General features: G+C 59.1%; 11 protein-coding genes. 8 read left to right on the forward strand and 3 right to left on the reverse strand.

From position 1 onward, the window contains the following. The first annotated feature begins 31 nt into the window (after positions 1-31). Entirely contained in the window at positions 32-1153 is a 1122-nt protein-coding gene (locus J2129_RS12105) for a KamA family radical SAM protein (protein ID WP_209631102.1), read from the forward strand. Between the two features lie 371 nt (positions 1154-1524). Here the strand turns inward: J2129_RS12105 and J2129_RS12110 are convergent, their stop codons facing one another. The 3 genes from J2129_RS12110 to J2129_RS12120 all read right to left on the reverse strand — a co-directional run bounded on the left by J2129_RS12110 (position 1525) and on the right by J2129_RS12120 (position 4120). Beyond that, positions 1525-2100 carry a hypothetical protein gene (locus J2129_RS12110; protein WP_209631103.1) on the reverse strand — a complete coding sequence of 192 codons (576 nt, stop codon included), beginning with the start codon at positions 2098-2100 and terminating at the stop codon, positions 1525-1527. Positions 2101-2342: 242 nt separating this feature from the next. Beyond that, on the reverse strand, positions 2343-3107 hold the full coding sequence (uppS, locus tag J2129_RS12115) for a polyprenyl diphosphate synthase (protein ID WP_245320952.1): 765 nt from the start codon (positions 3105-3107) through the stop codon (positions 2343-2345). After that, positions 3104-4120, reverse strand: coding sequence for a 4Fe-4S cluster-binding domain-containing protein (locus J2129_RS12120; protein ID WP_209631104.1), 1017 nt, complete (start codon positions 4118-4120; stop codon positions 3104-3106). Before J2129_RS12120 ends, uppS begins: the two co-directional genes overlap by 4 nt. Before the next feature lie 90 nt (positions 4121-4210). Here J2129_RS12120 and J2129_RS12125 point away from each other — a divergent pair, with 90 nt between their 5' ends. The 7 genes from J2129_RS12125 (at position 4211) to feoB (ending at position 13439) form a co-directional block, all read left to right on the forward strand. Then, complete coding sequence (locus J2129_RS12125) at positions 4211-5131, forward strand: hypothetical protein (RefSeq protein WP_209631105.1); 921 nt, start codon at positions 4211-4213, stop codon at positions 5129-5131. Next, positions 5131-5949: a type IV pilin gene (locus J2129_RS12130; RefSeq protein WP_209631106.1), complete on the forward strand. Its 819-nt coding sequence runs from the start codon at positions 5131-5133 to the stop codon at positions 5947-5949. Before J2129_RS12125 ends, J2129_RS12130 begins: the two co-directional genes overlap by 1 nt. Before the next feature lie 17 nt (positions 5950-5966). After that, positions 5967-7967, forward strand: a complete 2001-nt coding sequence (locus J2129_RS13070; RefSeq protein WP_245320770.1) for a PKD domain-containing protein — start codon at positions 5967-5969, stop codon at positions 7965-7967. A 58-nt stretch (positions 7968-8025) separates the two neighbouring features. Next, positions 8026-9858, forward strand: a complete 1833-nt coding sequence (gene polX, locus J2129_RS12150; RefSeq protein ID WP_245320772.1) for a DNA polymerase/3'-5' exonuclease PolX — start codon at positions 8026-8028, stop codon at positions 9856-9858. Further along, a complete protein-coding gene (locus tag J2129_RS12155; RefSeq protein WP_209631107.1) occupies positions 9855-10445 on the forward strand; it encodes an undecaprenyl diphosphate synthase family protein in 591 nt (196 codons plus the stop codon). Before polX ends, J2129_RS12155 begins: the two co-directional genes overlap by 4 nt. Positions 10446-10905: 460 nt before the next feature. Further along, entirely contained in the window at positions 10906-11583 is a 678-nt protein-coding gene (locus J2129_RS12160; RefSeq protein ID WP_209631108.1) for a metal-dependent transcriptional regulator, read from the forward strand. Next, positions 11580-13439 carry a ferrous iron transport protein B gene (gene feoB / locus J2129_RS12165; protein WP_209631109.1) on the forward strand — a complete coding sequence of 620 codons (1860 nt, stop codon included), beginning with the start codon at positions 11580-11582 and terminating at the stop codon, positions 13437-13439. The genes J2129_RS12160 and feoB overlap by 4 nt, the downstream gene beginning before the upstream one ends. The last annotated feature ends 1 nt before the right edge of the window (position 13440 follow it).

The following is a 13440-nucleotide window of genomic DNA, read 5'->3' on the forward strand; positions in this document are numbered from 1 at the left end:
AAAAGATCCGGGTCTAAGGAGGTGAACGGAGATGAAACCCCGATATTTGACACGAGTTGATCAGATCAGTGCCCTGGATTTCGAAGAAAAGGTGGCCCTTCGCAGGGTCGAAGAAAGGTTTGCCTTCCGTTCAAATGAATATTATCTCTCTCTTATCGACTGGGACGATCCGATGGATCCAATCCGGCGGATTGCGGTCCCTGACCTGATGGAACTGGATGAAGAAGGAGTCCTTGACCCATCGCAGGAGAAAGATTATACGGTGGTGAAGGGGCTCCAGCATAAATACAGGGAGACGGCCCTGCTCCTGGTCTCAGATGTATGTGGGTCGTTCTGTCGATTTTGTTTCAGAAAACGGTTGTTTATGGACCGGGGCGCGGAGGTGACAAGAGATGTGACTGAAGAACTTGCCTATATCAGAGAGCATCCTGAGGTCACAAATGTCCTCCTCACCGGGGGAGACCCGTTGATCATGGCCACGTCGAGGCTTGCACCGATCGTGCGGGCGGTGCGAGAAATCGAGCACGTGAGGATTATCAGGATCGGGTCCAAGATGCTGGCCTTCAATCCGTTCAGGGTCACGGAGGATCCGGCCCTGTGTGAGATGATCCGGAGGTATTCGACGCCTGAAAAGCGGATCTATATCATGGCCCAGTTCAATCATCCGCGGGAACTGACCCCTGAGGCGGTGAGGGCAGTTTCCCTTCTCATTGATGCCGGGGCGATCGTGGTCAACCAGACGCCTCTGGTGCGGGGGATCAATGACGATCCCGTGGTGCTTGCCGAACTCTTCAAGAAACTTTCTTTCATCGGTGTCCCGCCGTATTATGTCTTCCAGTGTCGCCCGACGAAGGGGAACGGAATGTTCCAGGTGCCGGTCGAGGAGACGTATGAGATCTTTGAGGAGGCGAAGGCGCAGGTCTCCGGGCTTGCAAAGCGGGCGCGGCTTGTGATGTCGCATGCGAGCGGGAAGATCGAGGTCGCGGGGTTGACCGACGAGTGTGTGTATTTCAAGTATCACCAGGCGGCCGACCCGGCGCATATCGGGAAATTCATGGCGTTCAGGCGCAATCCAGCGGCACTCTGGTTTGATGACTATACTGACCCGGTGCATGATCCTGCAGACCTGCCCGGGATGACCTGCCCGATCTGATCTCTATTTTTTCCTGAGAACCCCTTGTCCATCCAGGGCGCGAGGGTGAATCGCCGGTTTTCCCGCTCTGTAGAATCCCTCACCAATTCCTGGTGTGAACGTGCCTCACCCACTCTTCCCATCATCTCACTGGTGGGTGGCCAAGCTCCCTGTCAGGAATTTCATTTTGAGCGCTTCTACAGCGCCCGTTTTCCTTCTATTTTTTGCTAGGAACTCTGCCCCGGGTTCTCCAGGATAAAAGGCGGGCTGGAAAGGTAGTATGGATGACGATGAAGAGGTTACTGCATCTTCTCAATCTAGTTCGCGAGGGATGCGGTATTCCTTCAGCCAGAGAGATCTATGGGTGCCACGCGGTCGACCAAAAAAAAGATTTAGCGCCGTTTTTTAAACACAGCAGCACATCCCAGGAGACTTGCAGCCAGGGACAGCAGCGGGGTGCTTGGCGAGGCCCGGGCAGTCGCGGTGGTTGTGGTCGGGACGGTCGTCGGGGTCGAGACATTCTCGGCCTCAAACCCGATTGGTGGGTTCACGTGGATCAGGAAGACCGAGACTGGTTGTGGGCCGGGCGACACAACTGGGAGGCCGGTACAGCCAAATGAAGAAGCTTCTCCCCGGAGAAATGTGACCGAAATGCTTGAGTTGTCGTTTCTCCCGCTGTACATCAATTTTTCTCCGGGCCTGACGAGATCTTCAAGGACTGTCATCTCCCCGTGTATGACGGTGCCCCTCGTCTCGGCGCTCTCGTTTATCACCTCCCATCTGCACGACGGTGTCGCCGAGTAGTTGCAGGCATACCTGGTATCAAACAGGATGGTCATCGTACCATTCCCTGAATCAAGTGCTGTGATGGTCCCTTTCTCTGTGACCTCGGGGAAGACTGCCGACGCGGCAGGTACGAGGCAGAAGAGGCACAGTGCCAGGACAAGAAGAAGAGAGTTTGTGTGCATATTTTCCACCTCTCTACCGGTCTGATCACGTCCCAGGACCGGAGAGACAGGGATCTGTCATCAGGGGGATGAATAAAGGTATGGTGAATCTTTGCAGTTGGTCAGAAAAACTCGATTGCCATCCTCGCCGATCTTTGTCGTGGGGGGGGTCGGGGGTTTTACCTACCCATGGTGCGAGATGGCAGTGAAGATGCTGTGATGAGGGGGCCAGATGCCTGGGGCCATATCATCCCTTCTGGACCCTACCGGTGTCTCCGCATCCGCTGGTCGTACACCCTGATCGCTCGCATCAGGTCGATTTTCCTGAAGACCGGCCAGTATGGGGCGCAAAAGTACACCGCGCACTCGTTCCCATTTGCCATCCATGGCAAGAAGTTCGAGGTCCGCCGCTCATTTCCTGTCCTCACGATAAGGTCGACGGGAGGGAGAGGTGCCCCGTCATAGAGGTGGTGCTCGACCGTCTTTGAGGTGATCGCATCGGCCTTCAGGTTGCCTTCCCTCACCCCTTCCACGACCCGCCTGGCGGCATGGACGATCTCGTTTCTCCCCCCATAGGCCAGTGCGATATTGAGGAAATAGCGACTGTAGTGGCGGGTGGCGTCCTCTGCAGACTCGATGAGCGAGAGGAGATCTCTGGGGAGCATTGAGCGGTCGCCTATCATCTGCACCCTGATCTGGTTCTTGTGGATACGGTCGTCGGTGGGGATCTCTGCGAACTTCTCCTTGAAGAGATCGAAGAGATAGTCGACCTCGGCCTCGTCGCGTTTGAAGTTCTCGGTCGAGAAGGAATACAGGGTGATCGTCCTGACTCCCAGATCCTGCGCCCATTCTAAAACCCGCAGGGTGGCCTGCGCTCCTGCCCGGTGCCCTTCGATGGTGCCGACATTATTGAGACGTGCATACCGGCGGTTGCCGTCCTGGATGATCGCAATGTGGCCAGGGATATGTTTGCACTGCCATCCAAGGTAGCGTTCATAGAGGTGTTCGGCCTGGGTTCGTAGGATCAGAGAGGCGTCACCTCGAGGATTATCCCGTTATTCGGGTACCGTTCCACCACATATTTGCGCCCTGACAGTCGGTCCCGCATCTCGGCAAGCACCCACCATGCCATCTCGACCAGATCTCCAGATCTCTCGATCTCATATATACTTTCCTGGAGTGCGGGAGGGAGATCACCGTCTTCCAGTTCGAGTACCCCATATATGATCGTCCCGTCCTCGGTGATCTCATCGAAGGACCTGGCGGTGTTCGCTGCGATTCTTTTGAGCCGTTCTCGCAACTGGACCGAGTCCTTGAAGTCCGACGAACAGAAGTGAACCTTCGGGTCGTCGAGAAGAGGGGCGGCCCAGGCCACGGCCCCTCCGACGGCATTGTGAAGGCCGTCTTCAAGGTCGAGGTGTCGCTCCCGCATGGCCTGGGCATTTGTCTCGCTCCACTCGAGTTCATTGATATTGAGAAAATCAAGGGCAGGAATGATGGCGCCGAGGGCCTCGATCCCGGGGAGGGAGGGGACCTCGATCCCGATGGAAAACCCGAGTTCCCTGGCGACCTCCACTGAGGCGGCATAGGGACTGGTCAGGATCCCGGCCCATGTCTCCTGAGGGGGGTGGAGGCGGACCTCGTCGACAAGTCCACAGAGGGGTTCGAGCTGCGCCCGTGTGGGGGCGATCCCGGTGTAGAGGTGGATATGGTGTTCGGGCCCGAAATGCTCCTTGAGAAGACGACAATATGAGACGACCTCTTCGAGGACCAGGAAGGGTTCGCCGCCCGTAACCCCGGTGCCGAGTGCGCTCATCATCTCGGCCTCTGTGATGATGTCGTCAGGGCTTTTCACCAGTCGGTCGTTGGCATAGACCACCCTGCGTCCCCGGCGCGTCTCCGAGAGCGGACAGTACCAGCAGTTCCTTGCGCAGATACCAGTCACGAAGAGGACCATCTTCGCCCCCTCGTAGCAGAGGATACATCCCTCAGAGAGATGCGATGTGCACCCGTCGATACGACCTGTCTTGTCTCCGTTCATGCGACCTTTCTACCGTATATGTACCTGCTGTCACCTTTAACCATATCCCAGCAGGCATGTACCCCTTTGAAAAGGATAAATATCCCATAGATGTACATCGGTACCATGATCCCGAGACAGGACGAGGAGGGACTCTCTGAAGTGGTGGGGTTTGTCCTCCTCCTTGGTGTCCTCATGCTCGCACTCACCGTCTACCAGGCCTATGCCGTCCCCGCACAGGGACGCAGTGACGAGATCGTGCATATGAACGGGGTCAAGGACTTTTTTCTCGACTATAAACTCGCACTCGATTCGCTCTGGATAAACAACGCTGTTACCGTCCCTGTCTCCACCGCACTTGACCTTGGGACCGGTCAGGCCACGGCACCGAACGGATGGCTTCCCTTCCTCTCGCCGACGGCATCTGCAGGATCCCTGAGCATCAGAGAGGGCGACGTCCTCGTCATCAAGACCAGCGACCACCCTCAAGGATGGGAGATCCCGCTCGGCGCCCTTGAATATTGTTCAGAGAACCGCTACTGGGTGGACCAGACCTGGACCTACCAGATGGGGGGAGTCTTCCTCGCCCAGGATGGCGGGACGACGGTCAGGCTTGCTCCTCTCTTTGCTGTCTCTGACCTTGCCCGGACGAGTGCGTCGGTGAGCATCACCCCGGTGCATCTCAGAGGGTCCGGACTCGTCGGCGGCCCTGGACCGGTACGGCTCGAAACGCGGTTGCAGGAGATGCCAGGCGATCAGAGACCATATGGCGACCACGCCCCTGTAGCATGGGTGCGTCTCAGCATCAGAAGTGACGATCCGGAGCGCACGGTGGCCTGGACGCGGGTCCTGGGAGAGGCGCCCGCGCGAGAAGGGGTTCCTGAGGAGTGGTATCAGGTAACACACGACGGCAATGTCGCCTCTGTCTTCATCGACGGCCCCGACCATGGTGAGAACAAGGATGTCTCTCTCCATGTCCACAGGGCAGATTTCTATGCCTCCCTCCATGGGGCGGCGGCGAGGATCGAGTGATGGACATGAGGGGAGAAGAAGGGATCTCAGAGGTGGTCGCAAGCGTCCTGCTCATCGCTCTGAGTGTCGCCGGGGTGGCGGTCGTCGCCGCCCTCCTCTTCTCCACTCCTTCGGGGGCCGAAGTCCCGGCGGTCTCCCTCACTGCCGGGACCACTTCTGACGGTACCTTTGTCCTGGTCCACGAAGGCGGCGACCCTCTGGCGTCTGGCACCTACCACCTCTATGTGGACGCGGGGGACGGCCTCGTCGACAGGACCGATCGGTTCCTCCTTGAGGGGGACGGTGCCTGGTCGGTCGGGGAGGGATTGACCTATGCCGACAGAGAACCGGGCGGCCGCGTCGTCGTCACTGTACTCATAGGAGAGGGTGAGACGGTGATCGCTGAGCCATGGGCCGAAGGAACCATCGCCACTGTCGTGGACGGGGGTGGAAGTACGCCTGGGCCTGGTCCGGGGCCAGGGCCGGGCCCAGAGCCCGGCACTCCAGGTATTGAGATCGAGACACCCTCTGACGGCGGCCATATGGTCTTCTCAGGGCACCCGAAGTATTCTTCGACCGTCAGGGCGAGAGCGACTGGTGAGGCGATCGAGGAGGTGGAGTTCGTCCTTGAATCTTCAGAAGGGGAGATCTTCATCGAGGGGGTATACCCTGCAATACGGGGTGGGGACGGAGAGTTCTATGCTGATATCGTCAGCAACTATGGGCAACTCAAGAAGATGACGGGCAGGGAGGTCACTCTCGCGGTCGTCGCCTATGACCACACCGGTGCCCAAGTGGCCAGGGACCGCGTGACCGTACAGGTATGGCCGGCATACTGACACGGGGAGGAGACGGAATGGATAGGGATCATGAAGAGGCAGTCTCAGAAGAGATCGCTGCGGTCCTGCTCATTGCGGTCTTTGTCGCCGCTGCCGCAGTCTTCGGGCTCACCCTACTCTCCATTCACCCGGGCAGCGCCCCTCCAGCGACGCTCGTACACCTTGACGACGATGCCCTGGTCAACGGGCGCATCGTCCTCTGTCATGATGGCGGCGACCCTCTGGAGAAGGGACACTTCCAGATCCTCGTCGACGGCAGAGACCTGACTGACGCATTCACCACTCTTGAGGGTTCTGGAGCGTGGACGACCTGGACAAATGGAGAGATCCTGGTCCTTGGCCTCGAAAGCCGGCACAAACCGGCCGATATCAGGATTGTCGGCGACGGCGTGGGAGAGGACGGGAGCAGATGGCTCCTCCATACCCTCAGGGACGGCGGCGGCAGATCTCCGGGCCCGACGATCACTCCCCCCATGACGCCAACGATAGTGCCGACCCCCACCCCGAGCCCGTCGCCTCTCGTCGCACACTTCGCCGCGGACCTGACGACAGGCTCCGCACCTCTTACTGTCCAGTTCACCGACCTCTCCACAGGGTCGCCGACCTCCTGGTCCTGGGACTTTGGGGACGGGAAGGTCTCGACCAAGCAGCATCCCCTCCATACCTATACTGATCCTGGGATCTACACCGTCAACCTCACGGTCACGAACTCCGGAGGGTCAGACATTCTCGCCAGGACTGGATATATCATGGTCTACCAGTGTGTCTCCCCTGGCATCACAGGAACCTATTACCCGACCATAGGCTTTACCGGCACATCGGTCCAGAGGGTCGACCGGAGGATCTGGTTTGCAGACCAAAAAGCCAACACGACCTCCTGGATCATGGCTGAAACCGACGAATATGACTGGCCCCAGTCGATGATCGGGAAACAGGACCAGTTCAGTGTGATCTACGAGGGATACGTCATCGTGCCGACAGACGACACATACACGTTTTATCTGACTTCAGACGACGGATCGAAACTCTGGCTGGATGCAGTTACGGAGAGCGACGAACCTCTGATCGACAACTGGGACTATCACCAGGTACACGAAATGAGTGCGGCAGTCAATCTCCCTGCTGGGGCCCACCGGATCAGGACAATCATGTTTGAGAACAAAGGCGAGGCTGTATTCCATCTGGAATGGTCCTCTTCCACCTTTGATCGGCGGCCAGTCGAATTCTTCTGTCAGGGCCTGTCCGGGATCGAGGCCAACTTCACCGTTGACCAGATCGTAGGAGAGGCCCCCCTCACTGTCCAGTTCACCGACCTCTCCACAGGGTCGCCGACCTCCTGGTCCTGGGACTTTGGCGACGGAGAGACCTCGTCCTGGCAGAACCCGGCGCACACCTATAGCGCACCCGACACCTATACCGTCATTCTCACGGCAAGGAACAGTGCCGGGGCCGACACTGCATCCAGGACCATCATGGTCACGGCACTGCCTGTAAAGGGAAAGGAGATCACCCTGGTCACCTCCCCGCCCAAGGACGGCACACTTGAGGGGACATTTGCCTTCACCGTCACCGGTCCCTGGTCATACCTCCAGGTCGGTGAGGATTACCTCCCCCTCGTTCAGGGCGACCGGGTCGAACTCACCCTCATGGGAGACCAGAAGGGTATGCTCCATCTTGCGGAGGCTACCATCACCACCTTCGAGTTCCCTGACATTCAGGTCTCGGTCAACGATGAGGTTATTGGGGCGGGTGCAATCGGATCTGGCGGGATCTGGATCAGCGGGTACGAGAACCCGACCTCTACCCTCACCCTCTCGGTCGAACCCGAGACTGCATGGACCTCTCTTCTCGTCAACGGCGAGATCGTCATTGAAGACTGGGGGGACGGACACGGCGTCGTCCTCTCCGCCCTGCTGCCAGACTCGACTGGAGTGATGAACCTCGACCTCACCGGGGTCGGCGAGGTTCAGAGAGCGGTCTTTTACCGGGGTGGGGCCGAGACCTACACCCTTGTTTGAGGACGCGGGGGGCATGGGTCCATGCCCTCCTGGGAAGGCGATTTGGTGATCCAGATGCATGATGTGTCTTCTTCTCATCTCTCTTGCCGCGGGCGAGTGCCACCCGATCGCCGGGATGACGATCTGCCCGGCACGGTCTATACCTGGTTTTTTCGAGGGCGCCGCACTGCATAAATATCCAGCATACGACTCCCCATACATGGACGTGACCAATCAGGTGGTCGCGGGGGTGCTCGCCGAGATCGGCGATCTCCTTGAGGTCCACGGTGAGAACCCCTTCAAGGTGCGGGCCTATGCCAGGGCCGCGGAGACGGTGAGGCACCTCGGCCGACCGGTCGCAGGGATGGACGACGACGACTTTGAGGCGCTTCCCGGGATAGGGAAGGTGATTGCAGGGAATATCGCGGAGATCGTCGAGACCGGCACCTGCCAGGAACAGGTACGTCTCCGCGAGGCGACGCCGCCTGGGCTTCCCGCCCTCCTGAATCTCCGGGGCGTCGGCCCAAAGACTGTCCACAGGTTCTGGAAAGAACTTGGGGTGACAGGGATCGACGACCTCGAAACCGCCGCCAGGGCACACCGGATCAGGGGGCTCAGGGGGTTTGGGGAGAAGAAGGAGGACGAGATCCTCAGGGCGGTCGCTGCCGCCAGAAAGGTGTCCACGCGGATGAGCATGACCGAGGCCGAACGCCTGGCAGAGCGGGTGCTCTTGGTCATACCTGGGGAGGCATGGGTGGCCGGGAGCCTGCGGCGCGGGCGGTCCACCATCGGGGACATTGACGTCGTCACCCTTGCTCCGGCCGCCGAGACCGCACTGGCCCTCGAGGGGATCGCCGACGAGGTGATCGACGCCGGAGAGAAGAAGATCTCGGTCAGGATCGATGAGATACGGATCGATGTCAGGTTTTCGACATCTGGAGACCTCGGGGCGATGCTCCTGTACCTCACCGGTTCGAAGGGCTTCAATATCAGACTCAGGGAAGTTGCCAGGTCAGGGGGCATGCGCCTCAACGAGTACGGCCTGACCGACCAGACGACCGGGGAACTCAGGAGTTTTGGGACCGAAGACGAGGTTTTTACCGCCCTCGGTATGGTCCTGGTCCCCCCTGAACTGCGTGAAGACCGCGGCGAGGTGGACCTGGCCCTTGCCGGGCATCTCCCCCGAGTCGTGGAGGCGCAGGAGATCAGGGGCGACCTCCATCTCCATTCAGAGTGGAGCGATGGTTCGATGAGTCTGGACGAGATCGCACTGGTCGGGGAGTCGAGGGGCTATGAATATATTCTGGTCAGCGACCACTCTGCGAGCCTTGGGATCGCCCATGGTCTTGACGCCGACAGACTCGCATGTCAGCACCAGGCGATCAGGGAAGTGAACCGCACCTTGGGATCAGGATGCACCCTCCTTGCTGGCGTCGAGGTGGACATCCTCGCCGACGGGAGACTTGCTCTCCCTGACAGGGTGCTGCAGGACTGCGACCTGGTCGTTGCTTCAGTTCACTCTGGCTTCGGCCAGGCGGAGGACGTGATGACCCGACGGGTGATCACGGCGATCGAGAAAGAGCATGTCGATATCATCGGCCATCCGACGGGGCGGGTCATCAGCCGACGCCCACCGGTCGCCCTTGATATGGGGCGGGTCATTGGTGCCGCGGCAGAGAATGGAAAGGCTCTGGAAATCAACGCTTCCCCTGGTCGCTTCGATCTGGATGATATTTATATCAAGCAGGCCCAAGAGAGGGGCGTGAAACTTGCAATCGGGACTGATGCCCACGCCCCCTCTGATCTCGACCATATAAGGCACGGGGTCACCCTCGCGCGCCGGGGATGGTGTGGGGCGGGTGACATCCTCAATACCATGTCTCTTGTGGACCTGATGGAGTGGCGCGGATGATCCGGTGGTTCTACGAACGCCTCCTTCTCAGGGATCTTAACAGGCCCCCTGAGCAGATCTGCTTTATGATCACCGGAGAGGACATGCTCGAAGCGCCAGAAAAGATCATTGAGGCGACCGGGTGGTGCCGGGAGGTGGGGATCCAGGGGACGACCTTCCACATCTCCACCGACCAACCTGAACAGATCAGAGGGTGTCTCCCGACGATCCGGAGGATCGGAGAGATCGCCAGACTCACTCTCCACTATGCAGACACCGTCGAGACCATCGGCGAGGGGATGGAGGTGACCGTCGCCGTCGGGATGAGCGGGCGCGAGGAGATCACCGCATGTATCAGAGAGATCGCCAGGGAAGGGGCAGCGCCTGATGAGATCAATGAGGAGATGATCGAACGCCACCTCACCTTCACCTGCATGCCAGACCTGGTGATCAAGACTGGCGGCAATTATCTCACCGACTTTCTCATCTGGCAGTCAGTCTATTCCGAGCTCTTCTTCCTTGACGTGAACTGGAAGTGGTTCAGAAAAGTGGACTTTCTCAGGGCGATCAGGGACTATCAGTCCAGGGCCCGCCGGTTCGGGACCTGAGAGAAGTCATGGCCATGCCCTCGGGTTGTGAAGTACAGGTGTGGTTTCTCTGTTTAGAGGGCTGTGTAAAAACCCTCCTGGCGGCGATCTCTGGCAGGGGGCGGCACGCACCCTGTCCCCCCGCGCGAGTGATTGGTGGCGGACGGCATTACGCTCTCCATGGTCATTGAGAGTGCCTTCCCGCCCTATCTTCATCCTGGGGTCTGGGCAGCACTTGATCCCGGCGAAAAGATGAGGGGAGGCGATTGAATCATATTCAATCCAAAAAAAGTGAGGATTTTTACAGGGCCAATTTTATAGGTCATTCTATCGAACCCTGAAATTCGTTCTTGCGTCATGGCCGATTTTCCAGAATTGGGATTTAAAAGGGACGATCTTTGAATGCACCTTGAAAAAACACCCGCCTCGCGCCCTGCAGAGAAGCAAATCCATAAGATACGAGACCTCTAAAAATGTAGGTATGAATTCTTCCGTCCGGGAAGACTGTCTTGAGGCGGTCCTCACTCTGGTGCAGGAACATCAGCGCCCTGTCACCGAAAGAGAGATCGACGAGGTGGTGGAGGCGGCTTCATCGGAGGTCACGACTGCAGTCAGGGTGCTGGCCGAGGAAGGATACCTCAGAAACGAGGACGGCGGCTATCTGCTGACCCCGCCAGGACACGATGCCGCGGAGGTGGTGTTGAGAAAGCACCGGGTACTGGAGTGTTTTCTCCATGAGATGCTCGGAATGGACGTCGGTGCTGCCTCAAAAGAAGCCTGCATCCTTGAACATGCCGTCTCAGACGAGGCCATCGACCGTCTCTCCTCATATATCGAGGACCCGCATGGCGATCTGCCCCCGGCGCGCCGGGGACTACGGCACCGGCGCGGCCCCAGGGCCGCCGCCTGCCCGGTAGGTGCCACGCCCAATGGACGCCGCCCTCTCCTGGACTGTTCGGAGGGAGAGACCGTGAAGGTCGCCGTAATCCAGTGCATCGGCCGGAACAGGCGGCTTATCGACCTTGGACTCATCCCCGGACGCGAGATCGCAGTCCGGCGTAAACTCCACAACAACGCCCTCGTGGTCGGGGTGATGGGCGCCGACATCGCCCTCTCTCCTGAAGTCGCATCGACCATCTTTGTGGAGAGAACAGGATGAGGTGTGCGCTTGTCGGGAACCCGAGCGTCGGCAAATCGCTCATCTTCAACCAGCTCACCGGGCTCGGGGTTGAAGTAAGCAACTATCCAGGGACCACCGTCGAGTTGATGCAGGGGACACTCTGCTATCACCAGTCCTCGATCGAAGTCATCGACCTCCCTGGGGTCTATTCTCTGGACGGCGGTTCGGTCGAAGAAGAACTGGTCAGGACCTACCTGATGACCGAGTCCCCGGAAGTCATTGTCGCCGTCCTCGACGCGACCAGGCTTGAGCGTAACCTCTACCTCCTCCTTCAGGTGGCTGAATATGGGATCCCGACCGTCGTTGTCCTGAACATGACCGACGAAGCCGCGGCCCAGGGGATCTCCATCGACCGCGTACGTCTTTCCACCCTCCTCGGGGGCCTGCCAGTCATCGAGACCGCTGCCACCGAAGGGAAAAATGTGGACGAGATCATCCCGGCGGTCCTGAGCGAAGCAAAGACCGCCACCCTCTCGGTCCCATACAACCCCCAGGTCGAGGCCGGGATCAGGAGCCTGGAGAAACTCTATGGAGCCTCCAGGCTCCAGGTCCTCCAGGCCCTCCAGGGGATCGGGGACGACCCTGTCCTCCTTGAAGGGGCGCAGACGATCGCAGACGAGATCGAGGCCAGAAACCATATGGCCCCCGACCAGATCATCGCCGCAAACCGGTATCTCTGTGCCCGTCGGATCATCGAATCCGTCGTCGGCGCTCAAGAACCCGACCGACGATTCTCTCTCGACCGTCTCCTGACGAAGGCCTTTCCAGGCATCCCGATCCTGGTGTTGGTCCTTCTTTCGATGCTGATCACGGTCTTTATCGCCGGATCGTTCCTTGAAGAACTGATCGTCGAGAATTTCAACCTCTATATCATCGATCCGTTCCTTGCCCTCGGTCTCCCTCCACTTGCGGAGACTCTCGGCCATGCCGCCCTTCTTGCGGTCGTGGCAGGGCTTGGGATCGCCTTCCCGTTCGTCTTCATCTTCTACATCCTCCTCTCGATCATCGAGGACTCAGGCTACATGACCAGGGCCGCCTTCCTTGCCGACCGGGCAATGCACCACCTTGGGCTTCACGGGGGCGCCCTCATCCCGATGGTAATGGCCTTTGGGTGCAATGTCCCTGCGGTCATGGCGGCCGGGCAGATGCGGAGCGGCCGGGAAAAGACCATCGCCGCTTTTCTTATCACGATGGTTCCCTGCTCGGCAAGGACCGTGATCATCGCCGGGATCGTCGCCGCCTTTGTAGGGATAGGTGCGGCCCTCTCAGTTTACCTCATCGTCATGGCGCTCATCCTGCTCACCGGGTATGTCCTTGCGAAGTACATCCCTGGTGGGCAGTACGGCATGATCCTCGAGATGGCCCCTCTCCGCCGTCCAGACCCGATCCTTGTGCTGCGCAAGTCGTGGGAGCGGATCAAGGAGTTCCTCTTTATCGCCATGCCTCTCCTCCTGGTCGGGAGTATCGTCCTTGGGGCGCTGGACTATTTCGGGTATGTCGGCGCCTTCTCCACGGCGGTCGCCCCCATCTCAGAAGGGGTGCTCGGTCTCCCGGCCTATGCATCCACCGCCCTCCTCTTTGGGATCCTCAGGAAGGAGATGGCTTTCGAGACGCTTGCGGTCCTGGCCGGGACGACCGACCTTGCCGCGGTGATGACCTCTGTGCAGCTCTACACCTTTGCCGTGATCAGCGTCCTCTTCGTTCCCTGCATCTCCACCATCGCCGTCCTCCTCAAACAGGTGGGGACCAAGATCACACTTGCAGTGTCGGCATACACGATCATGCTTGGATTTTTTATCGGTGCGATCATACATCTGATCACAGGTTTGGTCTGAG

It is taken from the genome of Methanofollis sp. W23 (genome assembly GCF_017875325.1).
In the GTDB taxonomy this organism is placed as follows: domain Archaea; phylum Halobacteriota; class Methanomicrobia; order Methanomicrobiales; family Methanofollaceae; genus Methanofollis.